This window comes from Streptomyces griseus subsp. griseus (assembly GCF_000720255.1).
GTDB lineage: Bacteria > Actinomycetota > Actinomycetes > Streptomycetales > Streptomycetaceae > Streptomyces > Streptomyces griseus_I.
Genome location: NZ_JOJE01000042.1, coordinates 43399 through 64012, shown reverse-complemented (window position 1 = coordinate 64012; position 20614 = coordinate 43399). Strand labels below are relative to the sequence as shown.

The 20614-nt window shown below is 67.6% G+C and carries 14 protein-coding genes and 3 pseudogenes; 13 read left to right on the top strand and 4 right to left on the bottom strand.

All coding sequences use genetic code 11. The annotated features are described in order from the left end of the window. The 3 genes and pseudogenes from IG99_RS36340 to IG99_RS49200 form a co-directional block, all read left to right on the top strand. Positions 1–225, top strand: a pseudogene (locus IG99_RS36340) (alpha/beta hydrolase); the annotation flags it as partial. Between the two features lie 324 nt (positions 226–549). After that, positions 550–1788: a glycoside hydrolase family 5 protein gene (locus tag IG99_RS36335; protein WP_051866337.1), complete on the top strand. Its 1239-nt coding sequence runs from the start codon at positions 550–552 to the stop codon at positions 1786–1788. Positions 1789–1858: 70 nt separating this feature from the next. Further along, a pseudogene (locus IG99_RS49200) lies at positions 1859–2494 on the top strand (MmyB family transcriptional regulator). Between the two features lie 571 nt (positions 2495–3065). On the opposite strand, the gene IG99_RS36325 reads toward IG99_RS49200, so the two are convergent. Continuing rightward, positions 3066–4970, bottom strand: coding sequence for a rhamnogalacturonan lyase (locus tag IG99_RS36325; protein ID WP_037681916.1), 1905 nt, complete (start codon positions 4968–4970; stop codon positions 3066–3068). A 678-nt stretch (positions 4971–5648) separates the two neighbouring features. On the opposite strand from IG99_RS36325, the gene IG99_RS36315 reads away from it, so the two are divergent. The 9 genes from IG99_RS36315 (at position 5649) to IG99_RS36280 (ending at position 17514) form a co-directional block, all read left to right on the top strand. After that, a complete protein-coding gene (locus tag IG99_RS36315; protein ID WP_037681913.1) occupies positions 5649–6707 on the top strand; it encodes a glycosyl hydrolase 53 family protein in 1059 nt (352 codons plus the stop codon). 68 nt (positions 6708–6775) lie between these two features. Beyond that, positions 6776–7846, top strand: a complete 1071-nt coding sequence (locus tag IG99_RS36310; RefSeq protein ID WP_234312078.1) for a rhamnogalacturonan acetylesterase — start codon at positions 6776–6778, stop codon at positions 7844–7846. Between the two features lie 34 nt (positions 7847–7880). Next, positions 7881–8756 (top strand): SGNH/GDSL hydrolase family protein, encoded by an 876-nt coding sequence (locus IG99_RS36305; RefSeq protein ID WP_037681910.1) that lies wholly within the window; start codon positions 7881–7883, stop codon positions 8754–8756. A 381-nt stretch (positions 8757–9137) separates the two neighbouring features. Next, positions 9138–9992: an extracellular solute-binding protein gene (locus tag IG99_RS36300; RefSeq protein ID WP_158973310.1), complete on the top strand. Its 855-nt coding sequence runs from the start codon at positions 9138–9140 to the stop codon at positions 9990–9992. Positions 9993–10031: 39 nt separating this feature from the next. Beyond that, positions 10032–10169, top strand: coding sequence for a hypothetical protein (locus IG99_RS48160; protein WP_234312077.1), 138 nt, complete (start codon positions 10032–10034; stop codon positions 10167–10169). 116 nt (positions 10170–10285) lie between these two features. Further along, positions 10286–11635, top strand: a complete 1350-nt coding sequence (locus IG99_RS36295; protein WP_107056109.1) for a right-handed parallel beta-helix repeat-containing protein — start codon at positions 10286–10288, stop codon at positions 11633–11635. 4 nt (positions 11636–11639) lie between these two features. Further along, positions 11640–13835, top strand: a complete 2196-nt coding sequence (locus tag IG99_RS51790; RefSeq protein WP_324606160.1) for a family 43 glycosylhydrolase — start codon at positions 11640–11642, stop codon at positions 13833–13835. Between the two features lie 87 nt (positions 13836–13922). Further along, the gene (locus IG99_RS36285) at positions 13923–15842 is read left to right on the top strand and encodes a glycosyl hydrolase 53 family protein (protein ID WP_037681907.1); all 1920 of its coding nucleotides are present in this window, start codon (positions 13923–13925) and stop codon (positions 15840–15842) included. Positions 15843–16200: 358 nt separating this feature from the next. Then, positions 16201–17514, top strand: coding sequence for an RICIN domain-containing protein (locus IG99_RS36280; protein ID WP_037681906.1), 1314 nt, complete (start codon positions 16201–16203; stop codon positions 17512–17514). A gap of 102 nt (positions 17515–17616) precedes the next feature. Here the strand turns inward: IG99_RS36280 and IG99_RS50835 are convergent, their stop codons facing one another. The 3 genes from IG99_RS50835 to IG99_RS36270 form a co-directional block, all read right to left on the bottom strand. After that, positions 17617–18600, bottom strand: a complete 984-nt coding sequence (locus IG99_RS50835) for a transposase (RefSeq protein WP_234312076.1) — start codon at positions 18598–18600, stop codon at positions 17617–17619. A gap of 15 nt (positions 18601–18615) precedes the next feature. After that, positions 18616–19518 (bottom strand): hypothetical protein, encoded by a 903-nt coding sequence (locus tag IG99_RS50830; protein ID WP_234312075.1) that lies wholly within the window; start codon positions 19516–19518, stop codon positions 18616–18618. A 71-nt stretch (positions 19519–19589) separates the two neighbouring features. Beyond that, a complete protein-coding gene (locus IG99_RS36270) occupies positions 19590–20396 on the bottom strand; it encodes an IS607 family transposase (protein WP_107056108.1) in 807 nt (268 codons plus the stop codon). Here IG99_RS36270 and IG99_RS46525 point away from each other — a divergent pair. After that, positions 20302–20613 (top strand): annotated as a pseudogene (locus tag IG99_RS46525) (fumarylacetoacetate hydrolase family protein); the annotation flags it as partial. The gene IG99_RS36270 and the pseudogene IG99_RS46525 sit on opposite strands and share 95 nt — an antisense overlap. Position 20614 lies beyond the last annotated feature (1 nt).

Here is a 20614-nt window from a genome sequence, read left to right as displayed (position 1 = left end):
TGCCCGATCTCCTCCGCCCGCCAGGCGTACCGGGAACTGCCCGCCGCCAAGGCGTTCCTCACCTTCCGCGGCGCCGGCCACAGCAACTACTTCGGCGACTCCCGCACCGTCAACACCTTCGTGGACTGGATGCGGTGGAGTCTGTACGGCGACACCGCGGCCCGCGACCGCCTTCGCTCCGACGCCACCTCCAGCACCACCACCTGGGAATCCGCCCTGAACTGAGGAGCAACCACGCACGACCCCGGACGCGGGCATTGGCCGTGACCGCGGCGCACCCGGGCCTGGCCGTCCAGGATGCGTGACCGCCCACGGACGCGCACCAGTCGGGGCAGCCCGGCCCTCGTCACAGCACGAGCGCTTCGCTGCTCCGACCACTTTCCGGGACTCCTGCGAGTCAGCCGCAGCGCCCACTAGCTGTGTACGTTCGCAGGCCCGCGCCCCAGAAATGACACGCCCGAACAGCCGGGCGGCTCCGGCCGCTCGCGCTCGGGCAGAAAGGTCCACTTGAGGGTTCGACACCCTCAAGACCGCAAGAGAGGAAAGCCCATGGCTTCACTAGCAGGGAAGATCAGAGTCATTCTCCTTGCCGTCCTGTTGGCGGTTGCCGCATCTGTGTACGGCACGGCGCATCAGGCGTCGGCCGATACCGTGGCACAGTCGAGCGCTTCACAGATCGTGGCCGACATGGGCGCGGGATGGAATCTGGGGAACCAACTCGAAGCCACCACCAACGGATATCCCAGCGAAACGGCATGGGGCCAGCCGGCCGTGACGCAGGCCCTCATCGACAAGGTGCGGGCGGCAGGGTTCAAGACGATCCGGATCCCCGTCTCCTACCTGGGATACATAGGACCCGGCCCGAACTACACGATCAACGCCTCCTGGCTGAACAGAATCCAGGAAGTCGTCAACTACGCCTACAACAGGGGCCTGCATGTGCTGATCAACATGCACGGTGACGGCTACAAGAACGTGAGCGGCTCCTGGCTGATCTGCGACTCATCCTCCCAGACGACAATCAAGGCCAAGTACGAGAAGGCCTGGCAGCAGATCGCGAACAGGTTCAAGAACTACGACCAGCGCCTGATCCTGGAGTCCATGAACGAGGAGTTCGACGGGCAGTACGGCCGTCCGACCCAACCGTGCTACTCGAACATCAACAGCTACAACCAGATCTTCGTGGACACCGTGCGGAAAACGGGCGGAAACAACAGTTCGCGGTGGCTGCTCGTGGCCGGCTGGAACACGAACATCGACTACACCGCGGGAAACTACGGCTTCAAGCTTCCGTCCGACCAGTATCGCTCCCCCTCCATTCCCGCCAATGAACGGCGGATCATGATCTCCGTCCACCACTACGCTCCGTGGGACTTCGCCGGAGAGGAAAACGGCACCATCACGCAGTGGGGACGAGCAGCGACCAATCCATCGAGGAAGTCGACCTGGGGACAGGAAGACTACCTGGACGCCCAGCTCAAGACGATGCACGACGTGTTCGTCACGAAGGGGTATCCGGTGGTCGTCGGCGAATACGGCGCGATCGACAAGTCATCGTTCGATTCATCGAACAACAGGTATCGCGCGGACTTCGCACGGGCCGTCGCGGCCACCGCCAAGAAATACGGGGCGGCCAGCGTCTACTGGGACAACGGTGCGACCGGCCGGTACGGGTTCGGGCTGTTCGACCGGCGCTCCCTCACGGTGACCCAGCAAGGCATCATCAACGGCATCATGAGCGGCGTCAACGGCAGCGTTGCCGGCTCCGCCCTTCCGGCCGGCACGTAGCAGGACCCGAGTCTCGGCGACGGGTACATACCTCCGCATCCTCGTGGGCGCGCAGTTGGGCCGGGTGGCGATGCCACACGGTGTGCGACCTCGTCAACTGCGCGCCTACCAGCCGGAGAAGCTACGCTGCTCCGCGCCTGGGAGCACGTTTGGCAAACGGAGGACAGCGATGTCTTCACATGTAGCGACGGCAGTGCGCCTGGCCGAGGAGGAGCGGGACCATCTGTTCCGGCCGGCCCAGCCCGACCGGAACCGCACACCGCGGTTGGCGCCCCTGCCGCAGCTACTTCAGCCCACGGCCCAGCACCTCCGCGGCACGCTTGGCGTGCCCGCCTCCTTCGTCAGTCGGCGCCGGGACATCCTCGGATGGAACCGGCTCGCCACCATTGTCTTCGGGGACTGTGCCCGACTGCCGCCCGGGGAGCGGAACGCGGCCCGGTAGATCTTCCTCTCGCCGGAAGCGTGCGATCGGTTCGCCGAACCGGCCCGCATGGCTGCGACAGTCGTCGGCGTTCTGCGGATGAATGTCGGCAAGATCCCCGACGATGTGCAACTCTCCTCGCTGATTCGCGAGTTGTCGCTGAAGCACGAGGAGTTTCGGCGGTTGTGGGCACGGCATGAGGTGAGCTGCGCGGGACGGTCGGTGAGGTCGTGGGCATGCGGCACCCGCTGGTGGGCGAGTTCGACCTCGTACACGAGCCCATGACGCTGCCGCTGCCCGGGTGCGCCCGCATGCGGCTGAACCCCTATCACGAACCGGGCTCCCGGTCGGAGGAAGTCTTGCGGATGCCGGCCAGTTGAGAGAGAGCCGTAGGACTGAGACGTGTTTACGGCCTGGGTGACTACGCTCCGCGCCGCCCCGCTCCTCGTGAGCGTCCTCAGCGCCTTTCGATTCTCGTGGCTTGTCAGCGAGCGAGCGGCGGCTTCGCGGCCACCGGGACGGAGCCGTGGATCGGGTCGGGGACGCGAGACAAGGGCAGACCGGCGCCTGTGTTGCGGTGGGCGATGATCTCGGCGGAATTGGCGCGGCAGGGCTCCGCTGACGGGCTCGGCGGCAAGCACCATGAGGCCAGAAGAAGGCGGCACGGGCGCCCGGACTTCCGCCCGGGCCGTGCGACCGCCGCCTCCGACAGGTGCTGTACCCCAAGAACACCATCAGCGTGCCGCGTGCACCACTGCCAGTGCTCCGTTACCCATGCCAGGTTCCACTCGTTCGACGAACACCCCTTCCCTGATGCTTGAACTCGCTCAAGCATCAGGGAAGACGGCTGTCCAGCTCAGAGGCTGTTCGGCAGCGCGACGGTGGGGCGGGGTGGCGTGGGCATGTTGCCGCCGATGAAGAAGCTGGGGTGCGGGGGCTGGTTGTAGGCGGTGTTCTGCCAGGCCAGGGCCGCGCGGTACTGGGTGTCGTGAAGGAGGGTCGTGATCCGCGTAGGGGTCTGGTACGGCGTGGAGTAGATCCGCAGGGCCGTGTTGTTGGACGTCGGCCAGATGACCTCCTCGCGCCAGTCGCCGAGGATGTCGCCGGACAAGGACGGCGTCGACTTGGTGCCGTTGTTGGAGTGGACCCCGGAGCCGGTGAGCAGGCGGGTATCGCCGGAGGTGCCGTACTTGTCGATGTGGGTGCCGTCGAGGAGTTCGCGCGTCGTGTCGCCGTCCCACCACGCCAGGAAGTTGCTCGACCCGGGCTTACGAGTGGCGACCACAGCGCCCTTGGGGTTGCGGACGCCGCTCACGAGCGACGACCACGACTCGGCGCCCGCGCTGCCGGACCAGATGTCACCGGACACGCCCCGGCCGTTGTCACCGCCGGCCGGGGTGGACCAGAGGATCTGGCCGGTCCTCGCGTCCGCCATCCAGGAGGACGGCTTGGAGCTGTCCTCGTCGACCTTGAACTCCTCCAGACCTGGCCGGGACGGGTCGAGGTCGCCCACGTGCATCGCGTCCCCGTGGCCGTTCCGCGTCGTCCACAGGCCGTTGCCGTTGTCATCGACGGCCATCGCGCCGTAGACGATCTCGTCCTTGCCGTCCCCGTCCACGTCCGCGACCGACAACTGGTGGTTGCCCTGGCCGGCGTAGCCGCTGTTGGCGTTGGAGTCGAAGGTCCACCGGCGGGTGAACTGTCCGTTCCGCCAGTCCCAGGCCGCGATCACCGCGCGGGTGTAGTAGCCACGTGCCATGATCACCGAGGGGCGGGCGCCGTCGAGGTACGCCGTGCCCGCCAGGAACCGGTCCACGCGGTTGCCGTAGGAGTCCCCCCAGGACGACACCGTGCCTCGGGCTGGGACGTAGTCGACGGACTGCATCGCCTTGCCCGTCTGCCCGTTGAACATCGTCAGGTACTCGGGGCCGGCCAGAACGTAGCCAGAGGAGTTGCGGTGATCGGCCGAGGAACTGCCGATCACCGCGCCGGTGCCGTCCCGTGTGCCGTCGGCGGTCTTCATGGCGACCTCTGCCTTGCCGTCGCCGTCGTAGTCGTACACCTGGAACTGCGTGTAGTGCGCGCCGGAGCGGATGTTGCGGCCCAGGTCGATGCGCCACAGGCGAGTGCCGTCGAGCTTGATGCCGTCGATGATCGTGTTGCCCGTGTAGCCGGACTGGGAGTTGTCCTTGGCGTTCGTCGGCTGCCACTTCAGAACGATGTCCAGGGCGCCGTCGCCGTCGAGGTCCCCGACGGAGGCGTCGTTGGCCTCGTAGGTGTACGGCGAGTTGCCCGGGGAGGTGCCGCCGGCCGGCGGGGAGATCGGCACGTCCTTGTACCCGGTGCGGAACTGGAGCGCGTGCTCGGACGGCGCCTGCTCGATGCCGTTCACCACCGCGCGCACCGTGTAGTCGGACGAGTCCGGGGCACTGGCGTCCAAGTAGTTCGTCGAGGTGGTCAGGGGCGAGGAATTGAGCCTGGTGCCGCCACGGTAGACGTTGAAGGCCACATCGTTCGGGTCAGTGGCCAGCCACCGCCACGACACCAGGTTCCCGCTGCCGGTGTGGACGCTGGTCAGGCCCCGATCCAGGCGTTCCACCTGCCGCGCGGTCGCGGCGTGCGCGGTCTGCGGCAGTCCGGTGAGTGCGGAGAGGGCCAGTGCGGTGGCGGCCGTCAAACCGCCGAACAGCCGGTTGCTTGAACGGCGTTGGAATCGCGATGGGCGTGCTGCGGTGCGCGGATGCCGGTGCGGGTCGGTCACTATGACCTCCGATGTGGGGGTGGCATGAAGATCGCGGAGATGGCGGTCTGACCACACATGTGGGAACGCTCCCATTCGCTGCGAGGGTAGAAATTCACTGATAGCCCGTCAAGCATTCTGTTGGCCTTTTCTGTTCGAGCGTGTTCGGATGCGAGCCAGCGAGATGTCCCGTGCGCAGCCTCGTCCCCATCGCTGCATTCCTTCTAAAAGGGCACTTGAACTGGGCATACTCCCGCCGTTTCAGACAGCTCACGGCCGAGGCGCGGCGAGTCCCCGTCCACAGGATCGCACTGCTTCTTCCCTGGATTGATGAGCAATGGTTGACAGCTTGGTGTCCGATCGAGAAGCTGCGTGATGCACCTCAAGTTCGTTGTGATGCGATTGCGCACTTCCGTTCGCAACCACGCCTGTGATCGCTCACAGATCCGACCTGTAGGAGCGTCCCTGGCACGCCCAGGCCGCCCCCTTCGACACCCGCCACTCATCAGCACTCCTGCCGTAGTTGTTGCCGCACAGAGGGAGGCGCATCGGCCGGATCGCACGCGGCCACACCAACTCAGCGAGTCCGAAGGTCAGTTGCTCCACCCATCCGCCCTGCTCCTCCACATCTCCTTCTCACCGCCCCCTCTCCGCCGACCGCGACGGCTCACTCGCGGCCAACGGAAGGAAGGACCGACCATGTCCCCGCAACCCCCCACACCAGCTGCCGGGCGCATCAGCCGGCGAATCCTGCTCAAGGCCACCACCGCCACCGCCGGGGCGCTCGCCACCGCCGCCGCGCTCGCCGAACTCGAGACGCCTGCCGAGGCCGCGGCGAGCTTCGTCAAGGGCGTCGACATCAGCTGGGCACCTCAGATGGAGGCGCGCGGCTACTCCTGGAAGAACGCCGGCGGGCAGGCCCAGGACCTGCTGACCATCCTCAAGGGGTTCGGCATCACCGCCGTCCGGCTGCGCACGTTCGTCAATCCGTCCAGCAGTGCGACCGACGGGCATTGCAGCATCAACGAGGTGGCCGCCTTCGCCAAGCGGATCAAGGCCGCCGGGATGTCGATCATGCTCGACTACATGTTCGGCGACACCTGGAACTCCGTCGGCGTGCAGAACCCACCCGCGGCCTGGCGGAACATGAGCTACAGCCAGACGCGCACCGCGCTGAGCACGTACGTGAACCAGACCATGACGGTCATGAGGAACAACGACGTGCTCCCCACCTGGGTGCAGATCGGCAACGAGATCAACAGCGGGATCTGCCGCCCCGTCGGCAGCGTCTCCAGCCCGGCCCAGATGACCGGGCTGCTCAACGCGGCGTACACGCAGGTGAAGGCGGTGTCACCGAACTCGAGGGTGTGCATCCACCTGGCCCAGCCGCAGAAGTACGACGTCATGACGACGTTCTTCAGCCGCTTCGCCGCGAACGGCGGCAAGTGGGACATGTCGGTGTTCTCCTCCTACGGCAGCGCCGACCTCGCCCCCGGCATCGTCGCGAACATGAAGAGGATCTCCGACGCCTACGGCAAACCGTTCCTGCAGAGCGAGTTCGGCGGCCGGGTGGACCGGGCCTCCTCCACCCAGGCCTCGCTGGTCGCCTACATCAAGGCGCTGAAGGCCAACGGAGGGCAGGGCCTCTTCTACTGGGAACCGGAGTGCATGTCCCCGTTCACCGGCTACAACATGGGCGCCTGGGACTCCTCCACCAAGCGGCCCACGGCGATCATGAACGGCTTCACCCAGGCCTGAGCGGCGGGCCATGGACCTCAACCCGGGCAACTCTCCGGCCAAAAACTGGAATGGTGATTGTAATGGGCATGACATCAAGTCTCGAAGGGCACGGGGTCAGGCTGGGAGCAGTGGGTCTGCTGACCCTTGCGACGCTGGTCGGCACCGGTGCGGCGCATGCCGATGCCGCCACGCGGGCACTGCCGGCCGGTTGTTCCGGCACTGCGCCGATCAAGTGTCACTACGCGGTCTCACCCGGCAACTACGACGTGACGGTCTCCGTCGGTGGTGCCACTGCCGCCGAGACCGACGTGTGGGTGGAGGCCCGGCGCCTGATGCTTCCGGCGACGAAGACGGCGGCCGGTGCCGCCGCCACGTACTCGTTCACGGTCAACGTACGGCAGCCGGAAGGGCAGCCGACTGGCCAGGGCGGCACCGGAAACCCCGGTCTGGACATCCGGTTCGCGGGGACCAACCCGCAGGTGTCGGCCGTCTCCGTGAAACCGGTGGCCCAGCCGCTGGTCGCCTACCTGGCCGGTGACTCGACCGTGTGCGACCAGCCCGTGGCCCCGTACACGGGATGGGGCCAGATGATCACGCCGGCGGTGGGTCCCGGAGCGTCCGTCGCCAACTACGCGGACTCGGGGGAGAGTTCGGGCAGCTTCCTGAGGAACTCGGCGCTCTTCCCGGCGCTGCTGTCGAAGGTCAAGGCAAACGACGCGGTCTTCATCCAGTTCGGCCACAACGACAAGCAGACCAGCGCGTCAGCCTTCCGGAGCAACCTCACCTCCATGATCACGCAGGTCCGTGCGAAGGGCGGCGTCCCCGTTCTGGTGACGCCGCCGGTCCGCCGGCTGTTCGACGGCAGCCGGCTCACGTCAACGGCCCTGCACGTCAACGGCGTCGGCGTGAACCTGCCCGCCGAGATGCGCTCGGTCGGGACGGCCCAGAGGGTTCCGGTGATCGACCTGACCGCCAAGAGCAAGGCGCTCGTCGAGTCCCTCGGCCCTTCCGCCTCCGCACAGCTCTTCCTGCGCTCATCCGTCGATGGTGTCACGGACAACACCCACTTCTCGCAGTACGGCGCGAGCCAGATGGGCGGGCTGGTGCTCCAGAGCATCCGCGAGCAGCGCCTGCCCCTGGCCGCGTACCTGCGCTGACCGACGCCCGGCGCCAGTCCCAAGGAGGGACCCGTTGAGGAACTTACGGATTCTCATCACGACCGCGCTCATGATCGCCTTGTCGAGCCTGGGTGTCAGCGCCGCATCCGCGGCGGACCGCGTCGCCACGAACTGCACCAGCGCCTCCCACGCCCAGGCCCAGGCCCCGGCCGCACGGGCGGTCGCCGCGCCGGTCACCGTGTGGCTGGCCGGCGACTCCACCATGGCCAACCCGAGTTCCGGCCGTTGTCCGGTCGGCTGGGGCAGCCAGTTCGACGCCCTGCTCACCAGCGACGTGACCGTCAAGAACCAGGCCGTGGGAGGCCGCAGCATCCAGACCTGGCTGTACGAGGGGAACGTGAGCAGCACCAAGGGCTCGGACGGTGAGTGCCGCCTCACGTCCACCACGTACTCGTCCCGCTGGCAGGCGATGCTGAACTCGAGCACCGGAATGAAGGCCGGTGACTACCTGTTCATCCAGTTCGGCATCAACGACTCCTCCTCGACCTGCCCCCGGCACGTCGGCCCGGCCCGGTACCAACAGCTGATGACCATGATGGCGCAGGCCGCCCTGGCCCGGGGCGCGCACCCGGTGCTGCTCACCCCGGTCGCCGCCATCACCTGCTCCGGCGGCACAGCGACCAAGAACCGCGGCTTCGTGGGCGAGACCTTCGCCGCCGGATCCGCCACCAGGGCGCCGGTCATCGACCTGCAGACGCTCAGTGTCTCGCTCTACAACAGTCTGCGCTTCTGCCCGAACAACGGCGACTACGGAGGCAGCGGTCCCCTGGGCACCTTCTTCTGCAACGACCACACCCACTTCGACACCTACGGCGCCCAGCGGGTCGCAGGGCTCGTCGCCGGTGACGTGCGCCGCCAGAACCTCCCGCTCGCCGCGTATCTCACGTAGCACGCGGCGGTGGGCGCCAACCGGGGCCGCTCGGTTCGCGGGTGGCCTCAATGACGGCGGTGCCGCAGACCGACGTCGCAGTCGTCCCTACCTTTCGGTGGCGTGCAGAAGCGGCTTGGCTCCGACCGGGCCGCGGCGTGCGACGAAGGCAGAAGCCGGGGCGAGGGTACGACCGGCGAGGCAATCCCCGCATCAGTGGTAACAGGAGGCCTCTCCATGGGTGAGTCACGGCTGGTCGGCTCGACAGTTGCGGTGGCTCCGGACCGGCGTGCGAGTTGGCGCCCTCGGCGCCCAACCAGACCAACGTTCGCGATGTCTGTTCCGCCACCGCCCGAGAGATCAGGGGGTGGGCCGCTCACCCGGAAGGTGGTGCACGCGTCCATGGCAGTGTCACGAAGACGGTTGCTGGCGCTGAGCGCCGGAGCGGCCGCCGGAGGGTTCGGGACGGCCGGCTGCGGGTCGCAGCGCTCGCTCGGCGACCCGGATGAGATCACGCTGTGGACCTGGGGCCGGTCGGTGAGCGGCAAGGTGGTCGCTCGGGCAGAGACGAAAGGCATTCCCGGGGCCCAGGACTTCAGACTCAGCCGCACCGACGTCGGCGGCCATGTCAACACCGAGGTGGGTACCACGCTCGCCGGCAAGTCCATGGTGCCGGACATCATCGCAATCAACTCCGACGTGGCCACCTACTTCCCCAATCAGGACGTGTTCGTCAACCTCAACTACTTCGGCGCGGCCGAGCTGAAGAGCCGGTGCCTGGACTGGAAGTCAAACGAGTGCGTCACGCCCGAGGGCCGGATGATCGCGTTCCCCATGGACACCGGCCCCACCGGGCTGTTCTACCGCGCCGACCTGCTTCAGGAAGCCGGGATCACCACCGACCCGAAGGAGCTCGCCGCCCGGGCCCCGGACTGGGACGGCTTCATCACCCTGGGCAAGGAACTGCGGAAGTCCCAGGAGCGCGCGTTGGTCTGCCCCAACATCCGCCACGTCTGGAGCATCCGGCGGGGCCGGCTTGGCACCAAGTTCATGACCCGGGGCGGCCGGTACGTCGCCGAAGCCGCCGGCTGGTCGGCCACCTGCCACGTGCCCTCGGTCTTCGGCGCGGCCGACTCCGGGAAGGCGAGGCCCCACCACACCGCGCCGACCGGCTGGCGGCCGCTGGTGATCACTCCGTACAAGTCGGGGGAGCCATCCGGGGCGCCGGCCGACAGGCCGTCCCTGCCGATCCGGTAAGCCAGTTCGAATGCCTCGCGCAGTTCGTCCCTGTCGCCGATGAACGGCGTCTGCACCACCGGCCAGTCGATGGTCATCGCCGGAGCGCTCATGTCCGTGATCCCGCTGATCGGGGCCTTCCTGATCGGCTCACGCCACTTCATCGCCAACCTGGCCGCCGGCGCCTTGAAGTTCTGAAGAGACACGCGCGTGGTCCCGCCCTTCGAAAAGCAGCTTTCGCCTGCGCTGAGTACTTCAGGCCGGCACGAGCCCTACCGCTGCACGGGAAATCACCTGACTCGGGAGATGACGCTGTGAGAACCGCGAAGCTCGGCACCCCTGCCCTCCTGCTCTCGGTGGTCACGGCGAGTTCCGTCGCCATGACCCCCGGCTCAGCCTCCGCGAGCGCCGCGGCGGCCGGAAACACCTACTACGTCGCCCCGAACGGGAACGACGGAGCAGCAGGTACGCAGGCCGCCCCGTGGGCATCGATCGCCCATGCACAGGCCGTCGCCAAGGCGGGCGACACGGTCTACTTCCGGGGCGGCACCTACGCCTACACCCGCGCGAACAGCGCCTGTTCGAGCCAGACCGCCAAGGTCGACGCGATCACCCTCAACAAAAGCGGCAGCTCGGGCAACCCGATCCGGTACTGGGCCCAACCGGGCGAGAAACCGGTATTCGACTTCTCGCGGATGACGGACAACTGCCGCATCAAGGGCTTCAACGTCACCGGCAGCTGGATCCACCTCAAAGGACTGGAAGTCAAGGGCGTTCCCCAGAACAACAACCGCAACGCCGAGTCCTGGGGGATCTGGGTTTCCGGCAACAACGACGTTTTCGAGCAGATCGACACCCACCACCACATGGGTACCGGCCTGTTCATCAGCGGCGGGGGCGGCAACCTCGTCCTCAACTCGGACGCGCATGACAACTACGACCAGCGCAGCAACGACGGGCCCGGGGAGAACGCCGACGGGTTCGGTTCGCACTACACGCCGGCCGGCCAGTCCGCGAACGCGTTCCGGGGTTGCCGTTCGTGGTGGAACGCCGATGACGGTTTCGACCTCATCTCCACGTATTCGCCCGTGACCATCGAGAACTCGTGGGCCTGGCGCAACGGGTACGTGCCGGGGACGACGACGTCCGCCGGCAACGGAGCCGGCTTCAAGTCCGGCGGCTACGGGGGTGACTACGAGGCCAACGCGCCGAAACACACCGTCCGCTTCTCGGTGGCGTTCCTCAACAAGGCAGCCGGTTTCTACGCCAACCACCACCCGGTCGCCAACGACTTCTTCAACAACACGGGCTACGGAAACCACCCCAACTTCAACATGCTGGGAATCGACTCGCGCGGCGCCGCCGTCGGCCGGGGCACCCTGCGCAACAACATCGCCTACACCGGAACGGCCACGTCGAACATGAGCGGAACGAACCCCGCGTACAACTCCTGGAACCTCGGCGTCCCCCTGTCGGATTCCCAGTTCCGCAGTGTGTCGACGTCCGGCTGGGACGCGCCCCGCCAGCCGGACGGGAACCTGCCCGTGCTGCCCCACCTCCGTCTCGCGGCGAACAGTGCCCTGACCGACAAGGGCACCGACGTGGGACTGCCCTTCAGCGGAAGTGCGCCGGATCTCGGCGCCTTTGAGAATGACGGAAGGTGACCTCTTGAGGCAAAGATCGCGTGTCGTCTCCAAGTACTGGAAGTTGGCCGCCGCCACCCTGCTGTCCGTGGTGTTGGCGGCGCCGCTCTCGGCGAGCACCGCCGCGGCTGAGACACCTGCAACGCAGAGACAGGCAACGGAGCTCCAGGACCAGGGGGCGGCTGCTGGACCGGTGGTGGATCGCGGCCTCGAGTACCTGGTGTCCGACTACCAGACGCGCACTCCGACGAAGTACACGGCTGACTCCTGGAAGCCCTTCGCCAAGGCGTTGACCGCCGCGGCTGAGGTCGCCGGCGACACTTCGGCGACCACGTCGGACGTCGCCGACGCGAAGACGGCACTGATGACCGCCGCCGCCGATCTAAAGGCCGCCGACGAGGGCACGTTCCAGACCATCACGAACAACACCTTCTGGAACGACACCAGCGGCAACCCCATCTATTCGCAGGGCGGTGGGGTCTTCAAGTTCGGCGACACCTACTACTGGTACGGCGTGCACTACACCGGCGCCGAGCTCTACCGGGCCAATCCGACGAAGAAGTACGACGGGAACGTCAGCTTCGTCTCGATCCCCGTGTACTCGTCCAAGGACCTGGTGAACTGGAAGTTCGAGAACCGCGTCGCGACGCGCTCGACCAGGATCCAGAACGGCGCCACCCTCGGTCAGGCAGGGTGGGTCGGGCGCCTCGGAGTCTCGTACAACGAGAACACCGGCAAGTACGTGCTCGCCACCCAGGCCTACGTCGGAGGCGGGCACGGGGTCCTGTTCCTCCAGGGTGACTCCCCCACCGACACCTTCGACTACGGCCACTTCCAGACCCAGATCACCAACTCGCCCACGACCGGCACCGGAGATCAGACCGTCTTCACCGACGACGACGGCAAGGACTACCTGATCTTCTCCAACCGGGAAGGACGTGGCCGCGCCTTCGTCAGCAAGCTCAGGGAGTCCGACTCGCTGCGGGCGGAGCCCGCCGTGCAGATCGGCCAGAACTCCTCCGGCCGCGAGGGCAACGCCATGTTCAAACTCGACGGCAAGTACTATCACGCGGCCTCGGATCTGCACGGCTGGAACAGTTCGGTCGCGCACGTCCTGGAGTCAACCAGCGGCAACATCCAGGGTTCCTACACCAGCGAGTACACGCTTGCCGGCACCGAGATGGACTACAGCCACGTGACCCAGACCGGGTTCTTCATGACGGTCAAGGGCACCAAGCAGAACACGGTGATCTTCGCCGGCGACCGCTGGGCCGACTTCGCCTGGAACGGCATCGGGTACAACCAGTGGATGCCGGTGACCAAGACCGGCGCGAGACCACAGTTCCACTCGGTGAGCCAGTGGCAGTTCAACGCCACGACCGGGGAGTGGCGCATCGGGCCGGCGAACAACTACATCCTCAACCCCGACATCCAGGCCGACCGCGTCATCGTCTCCAGCGTACGGGGATGGCGGAACCTCGGTGGTTCGGTGACCAACGTCAACGGTGGTGTGAACGGGTCTCGCTTCGCCCTCCAGGTGAGCAACAGCGGCGGCGTCGAGCAGCGGGTCGAGTCGGTGCCCGCAGGCACCTACACCCTGTCCCTGCACGCTCGGGGTAGCGCCGGACAGGTCGTGATCACCGGCGCCAACGGCAGCCAACGCACCCTCGGCATCCCGTCGTCGAGCGGCTGGGCCAAGCGCGAGCTCACCGGTATCGAGCTGCCCGGCGGGGCCGCCACCGTCACCGTGCGGGCGTCGGGTTCGGGCGGCGTCACCGTCGACCAACTCTCACTCGTCAAGACCTCGGCCAGCACACCAGCACCTCCGGGGCGTTACGAGGCAGAGACCGCTCCGGCGCAGTGCCGGGGCACGAGCGACTCCAATCAAGCCGGCTATTCCGGCAGCGGGTTCTGCAACGGCGACCCCGCTGTTGGGGCCTTCGCGGAGTTCACCGTGACCTCCGAGACCGCCCGTACGGCGACGCTGGAGATCCGGTTCGCCAATGGCGCCACCACCGGTGCGAGGCCCGCGAACCTCGTCATCAACGGAGCCATGACAGGGGTGCTTTCGTTCGAGTCCACCGGTGCGTGGACGACCTGGACGACCAAGACCGTGACGGTCCGGTTGAACGCCGGCAGCAACACCATCCGGCTGGATCCGACCACGGCAACCGGACTGCCCAACGTCGACTACCTCGACGTCGGAGCCGCGGCCGGCTGACATTCCCGTGCTCCGCCGTCTTCTGGGGCCGGCGGAGCGTACGGAACAGCCCATGCCGCACGTACATCACCTCGTCAGGAGAAGGACATGAGCAGCAAGCGTCTGCCCCGCGCCATCGCGGTCACGACGACGTTGGTCACCATGGTGTCCGCGAATCTACTCATGGTGCCCAACCCGGCCCACGCGACCTTCGGAACCGCGGACATCAAGCCGATCGAAAGCAATATCGCTGCCAAGCCCTGGGCCGCGGCGACGGCCGCCGCCGGCTCGTCGAACGCCCGTCTGGCCATCGACGGCGACCCGACGACGTCCTGGCAACCCAGTCGTGCCGGCGCCCGTCAGTGGCTCACCGTCGACCTCGGTGGAACTTACGACAACCTGCGCAAGGTCAAGGTGCTCTTCCCGGACCGCGGCGTGGCCCACCGGTACGTCGTCGAGGCCTCATCCGACGGTCGCCGGTGGAAGACCATAGCCGACAGGTCCCACAACCGAACCGTGTCGCGAGGGGAAGTGCACCTGTTCACTCGGCCGGCAACACGCTTCGTCCGGCTGACCTTCGCAGGTGGGCCGGGCCGGGCCCGGGCAGGTGTCAGCGAGCTCCAGGTCTTCAACTACCTGCGCGACGACCTCACCCTCGGCGCCGATCTGTCCTGGATGGACGACGTCCAGGACCAGCAATACTGGGTCGACCCCCTGGCCGAGAACCGCGGCGCCGGGCCACACCTGCTCGACGTGGCCAAGGACCGTGGCATCGAGTACAGCCGGCTGCGGATATTCAACGAGCCGCGCAGCGAGAGCACCGGTCAACCGACGCCGATACCGCGCCAGGGCCCGGAGCGCTCACTGGCCTCAGCCAAGTGGATCAAGCAGCGGGGCATGGGCCTGGGGATCGACTTCCACTACGCGGACTCGTGGGCCGACCCGAGCAAGCAACCAAAACCACGCGCCTGGGCCGAGCTGGAGTTCGCGGACCTGTCCCAGACCGTGTACGACTTCACCGCCGACTATCTGAAGCGGTTGATCCGGCAGGGCACCACACCGGAGAAGGTGGCCGTCGGCAACGAGATCATCAATGGCTTCATGTACGGCAGCGAGGCGGCCCACATCGGCACGACGAATCCGCCGTATTTCGTCGACCAGGCCGATATCTACCAGTCCAAGCCCGGCGGTGGCCTGCTGTGGAAATACTGGCGGTCGACCGACCCGGTGGAGCAGCAGCTCTACGACCAGTCGTGGGACCGGTTCACCACCCTGGCCGCGGCCGGGATCAAGGCCGTCCGCGACGCGTCACCGACATCCAAGGTCGAGATACACGTGATCGTCGACAAGGACAAGCTCGCCAAAACCATCGAGTTCTGGCACCAGTTCCTCACCCGGGTGAAGGCCAAGGGCCAGAACCCCGATGTGCTGGCCATCTCGTACTACCCGGAATGGCACGGTACGCCCGAGGCGCTGGATCTCAACCTGAACACCATGGCCACCACGTACCCCGGCTACGAAATCGACATCGCCGAAACCGCCTACCCCGCGTCGGGCGGCGACGGCTCGCCGTTGCCCAACTCACCGTACCCGCGAACCGTTCAGGGGCAGGCGGACGCGATCCGGAGGGTGTTCCAGGCCGCCAACGACGTGGTCGACAACCGAGGTTCAGGGGCACTGGTGTGGGAGCCGGCCGGCTACCAGCCGATGTTCCGGGCCGTGCCCGGACTGGCGAACACATGGGAGCCGCACGCGTCCATCAACGTCTTCAACGCCAGCCGCGCCAAGCACATCCTCCAGGACACCGTCTACACCGGCACCGTGGTGAGGGCCGCTCCGCAGCTGCCCTCTTCCATCCGCATGCTCACCACCGCCAAGAACAAGATCACCACTGTCCCCGTCCGCTGGCAGCCGCTGCCACCTGGCGCGACCGACAGGCCGGGTGAGGTGACAGTCACCGGGACGACCGCCACAGGACCGGTCACGGCGGTCATCGACGTCATGCCCAGACACGGCGACACGACGTGACTACCTCATAGCCTGCGTCACCGACGTCGCACCGCCAGGACCACGACGGCACCGGCGACATCATCGCGGCCTCACAGCAGTGCTCCGCTCACTCGGTGGCCGACAGCAACAAATGCGGCAGCGCCTGGGAGAACCAGGCCGTGCTCGACCGGAACGGCCACACTCCCCCCGACATCCGGTGCGCCCGACCAACCGCACGCCGCTCCTGCCGCCCCACGCGGGTGGCAGGAGCACCCACACCCGCTGTCGCGCCGCGCGCCCGTCGACCTGTCGGCCTCTGCCGCCGACGGGACGCACCCGGCAACGGGACCAGCCGAACACCAAACCTTCCGCCCCTCCCCGCACTCAAGGAGTCACCATGACCCTGCGACGACGGACCTTCCTCAGGCTGAGCGCTGCCGGAGCGACAGGCGTGGGCCTGTCCCTGCTAGGGGCAGGACAGGCACCGGCCGCCGCCGGGCCACTGGACACCGCGCCGACCACGCCGTTCGCGGTCGGCGTGCGCCGGTACAATTGGACCCGCGGCAGCCGCCCGTGCACCACCTACGTCTACTACCCGGCCACCGGCACCGCCGGCGGCAGCCCGGTGACGGACGCCCCGGTTGCAGGCGGGCTCTTCCCCGTCTACAACTTCACCCACGGTTACGGAAGCAGCCCGCAGAACTCCCTGTTCATCATCCGGGCCCTGGCCTCGGCGGGCTTCGTCGTCCCCGCCCCGCACTTCAACCACAACTTCAGCGACGTCAACAACGGCAACTCCTCCAAGGACGTCTCTCAGGTCCTCACCAACACCCTCGCGCTCAACGCGAGCGGTCCGCTGGCCGGGCACATCAACACCGGCATCGGCGTCGGCGTCTCGGGCCACTCCCTGGGCGGCATGGTCACCCACGGGCTGCTGACCTCCTGGCCCGACAGCCGGATCATCTCCGCCAACCCCCAGTCCTGCGTGGACATGGGCAACCCGTCCAGCTCGGTCTCGGCCAAAGTCCTGTTCGTCCACGGCGACCGGGACTCGACCACGTCGTACTCCTCGGCCCGGCAGGCGTACACGGAGATCACCTGGCCCAAGGCGTTCCTCACCTTCGTCGGCGGCAGCCACACCAGCTTCTGGAGCGACCAGCGCTTCCCGAGGACCGTCGTCGACTGGGCTCGCTGGACCATGTACGGCGACACCGCCGCACGGGACCGCCTCCCGGCTGACGCGTCCGGGTCCAACACCAGGTGGGAAGCCCAGCTGGGCGACTCCCCCGGCGGCCCGGGCCTCTACACCCTGCTGGCCCAGCACAGCGGCAAGGCCGCCGAGATCAACGGGGCCTCCACCGCCGCCGGCGCACAACTCGTCCAGCGGACCACCAACAGTCACCCCAACCAGCAATTCGAGTTCGTCGACGCCGGCGACGGCCACGTCCGCCTCAAGGCACTGCACAGTGGCCTGTTCCTCCAGCCCACGGGCACCGCGACCGGCGCGGATATCATCCAGCAGGCCGACACCAGCGCCACCAGCCAGCAGTGGCGCGTGGTCGATCACGGTGGTGGCGTGATCAGCCTCGTCAACCGGGAGTCCGGCCTGGCGATGGATGTCTGGGAGTACTCGACCGCCGACGGCGCCCGCATCGCCCAGTACACCTACAGCGGCAACCCCAACCAGCGCTTCACCCGCCGCCGCGTCTGACCGGAACGTGTCGGGGCACCGCTCGGGCAACAGGGCGGGCGGTGTCCCGACATGGCGCCGATGGTCCTTCGCGACTGACCAAGGGGTGTGCAGCGTCTCTGATCAGTTAAGTGATCCTGCGTGATCCGCGTGTTGCGGGATCGGTTGGATCGTTTGCCAGCGAGGCGGGGTGGCGTGGGCGTGGAGGTGGAATCCAGCGCCCAACGTTGCCCCGCTCGGTTTGTGCCGCCTGGTGGTCTTGCTGATCGTCTTCACGCCCTGGTGCCGGTGGGCTGCGCGGGGCAGCCGCTTCCGGCCCGGTGGTGCGTGCCCCTCCGGACGCTGGCCCGCCCGGCCATGGGGCCGGGTGGGGGAGGGTGCCCCGCGTCGCCTGGGCGCGGGGCGTGTGGTTCGGTTCCGGGTCGGGCCGGTCTTCGACCGGTCGCGCCCGGTGGCCTTGGGTGTGATGACCGCTTTGGCTTCGAGTTTGTCCACCACGGCGCGGATGGTCATGGTGCTGGTGGCGCGGTCAACGACGGTCTTGGCCTGGTGGGCGAGTCCGCGTGCCGCGATGCGCCGCCATGCGCCTTGGTCGCGGTCGCCCTGCCAGCGGCAGGGTGGGTTGGGGCAGATTGCCCACTTCCAGCCGGTCACGGTGGACCGGTCGGGGGCTTTGCGGTGGCGTAGCGGCGTCAGGCAGTGCGGGCAGTGCTTGGAGGTGTTGCGTGCCCAAACGGTTACCACGGCGATCCCGGCTTGTGCCGCCAGGTGGCGCATGCGGTCGGCGATCTGACCGCGCACCTGCTGCGACAAGCGGGTGTTGTGGGTGCGGCCCATGCCCTTTGCCTCCATCGAGCGGAGGTCTTCGAGGTAGATGACGGTGGCCCCGGCAGCGATCGCCTGATCGACGGCCCACCGCGCGGCGGACCACGCCAACGCGGCGTTGAGGTTCGACCGGCGGTCGGCGACGCCCCGCATCTCGCCCAGCAGGACGGCGTGCTTACCTGCGAGCGGGTGCTGTTCCTGTCCGGCGATGAGCCGTGTGTAGTGGTCGGTCTTGGCGTGCAGCTTCTCCCCGTGACGGCGCAGCCGGTGCTGCTTGGCCATCACCCCGCCGGCCCGTTACTGCGCGCCGGAGCCGAGTGCGGTGATCGTCTGGTCCTGGTGGAGCCGGGCCGCGCCCGCGCTGAGGAGGGTGTTCAGGCCCCAGTCCACCCCGAGCGCGACCGTGTGGCCGCTGTGCCGGGCCTTGGGGACGGCGTGGGTGTAGGCGAGATCGGCCCTCACCGTGCCTTGGACGATCCGCAGTGTCGGCAGGTGCAGCACCGCCGACGCCGGGACGGTCGGGGGCAGGGCGATCGGGCACGCCACCCACGTCCAGTCCCGATACCCGGCCGGGTCGGGGCGGGTGGGCAACTGTAAGCGGACCAACGCCCGCCCCGGGTCCATCTCGCCGCGTTCGATCGTGACCTGCTGCCCGTCGCACGCGGACAGCAGCAGCATCCGGGCCACCCTGGGCGTGCCTTCGAGCTCGAACACGTCCACGGGCAGCCGACCGCATTCCTGCCGGTACTTGGCCACCTGCCGTGTGCGGCCTTTGATGATGCTGGAGGGCAGATGCCCCCCGCCCGGTACCGCGGCCCGTACCTGCGCCCACTGCGCAGGGGTGCGCCCCAGTGGATCGGCCAGCCACGTGGCCACAACCCCGGCAGTCAGGTCAGCGCGCCACTTCGCCGAGCGCAGAGCCCGCCCGGCCTGCTCCTGGGCCATGCGCACGATCCGGTCATTGACCTTCACCCCCTCGGGAGCGGTCACGGTCCAGCCCAGGCGCCGCAGCGCCATCCAAGCGTTCGACGGCAGTTTCTGGCCCCCGGCATCCTGCCCGGAGGCGAGGGCATCGACGTCGCCTGCGTTCCAGTGTTCGCCCATCAGCGCAACCACCATGCCCGCTACCAGGTCGGCGCACCAGCCGACGCGCTCCGCGAGCATGGCCTGCGACAGGACTTCACCGCTCTTCTCGTCCACGCCCCTGCGCACAAGCGCGCGGGTGCACGCGGTGCGCGAAGTCTCACCATCGGCGAGTGGCAGCTTCCGGCTCACTGCCCACCACCAGGATGGCACTGCCCGGACTCGGCCAGCAGACGACGCCGGTTATCAGCCGACCGCATCCCGTACAGACGGCCGGCGAAGGTGGTGACCAACGACACGAAGTCTTCGAGGAGTTCGTCCCGGCCGCCGAGTTTCTTCGGGTGCAGTACTTCGAGGGTTGCGCCGTGCACGGCCAGCAGGTGCCCCAGCCAGCCGACCCCGAACCGTGCGAGCCGGTCCTCGTACGTGACACGCACGACCGTCACCGAGCCATCGGTGACGGCCCGCAGCAGACGGTTGAGACCCGGCCGGTCCTCCCGCAGGCCCGACGCCCGGTCATGGAAGACCTTGACGATCTCACCGGTGGAGGTGGCCCGCAGCTCCTTCTCCTGTGCTCCCAGCGAGGATTCCTGCCCGCTGGAGCCGGACACGCGCACGTACAGGCCCTCCAGGCGGACACGCTCGCTACCGGTGGAAACCTTCATCGCCTCGACGTCGATCGAGGAGAACCGGCGCTCACGGCCAACCCAAGCCACCGGAATCTTCCCCGAGTCAGCCCAAAGACGAAGCGTCACCGGGTGAACACCGAGACGCTTCACGGCCCTTGAGAGTCGGAGAAGTTCCACAGAGTCACCATATGAACACTGAGGGTTGTTAAGCAAAATCGGTGAGCCTTCACGCCCGCCGCCCGAGTGTGCGCAGGGATACGTCCTTGGCCCACTGTCCGCCGCGTTACAGCTGGAAGGCACCTTCGACCCTGCCGGGCCCTGGCTGGCCACCACCGCCGAGATCGACGACGTCCTCGCGCTCGGCATGTGGCTGGACGTCAACGGTGTCCGCCGTCAGACCGGCAACACCAAGACGATGATCTTCGACCCGTACTTCATCGTGCACTACCTGAGCCAGTTCCTCGTCCTGGAACCCGGCGACCTGATCAACACGGGCACCCCACCCGGCGTCGGTATGGGCTTGACCCCGTCGGTGTGGCTGCGGCCAGGTGACGTGATGGAACTGGGTATCAAGTATCCCGGCA

Bases quoted from the DNA above. Each gene is read 5' to 3' on its own strand.
- IG99_RS36335 (WP_051866337.1), top strand. From the start codon at position 550: ATGGCTTCACTAGCAGGGAAGATCAGAGTCATTCTCCTTGCCGTCCTG.
- IG99_RS36315 (WP_037681913.1), top strand. From the start codon at position 5,649: ATGTCCCCGCAACCCCCCACACCAGCTGCCGGGCGCATCAGCCGGCGA.
- IG99_RS36310 (WP_234312078.1), top strand. From the start codon at position 6,776: ATGACATCAAGTCTCGAAGGGCACGGGGTCAGGCTGGGAGCAGTGGGT.
- IG99_RS48160 (WP_234312077.1), top strand. From the start codon at position 10,032: ATGAACGGCGTCTGCACCACCGGCCAGTCGATGGTCATCGCCGGAGCG.
- IG99_RS36300 (WP_158973310.1), top strand. From the start codon at position 9,138: ATGGCAGTGTCACGAAGACGGTTGCTGGCGCTGAGCGCCGGAGCGGCC.
- IG99_RS50835 (WP_234312076.1), bottom strand. From the start codon at position 18,600: ATGGCCAAGCAGCACCGGCTGCGCCGTCACGGGGAGAAGCTGCACGCC.
- IG99_RS36270 (WP_107056108.1), bottom strand. From the start codon at position 20,396: ATGCCGAGCGCGAGGACGTCGTCGATCTCGGCGGTGGTGGCCAGCCAG.
- IG99_RS36285 (WP_037681907.1), top strand. From the start codon at position 13,923: ATGAGCAGCAAGCGTCTGCCCCGCGCCATCGCGGTCACGACGACGTTG.
- IG99_RS36280 (WP_037681906.1), top strand. From the start codon at position 16,201: ATGACCCTGCGACGACGGACCTTCCTCAGGCTGAGCGCTGCCGGAGCG.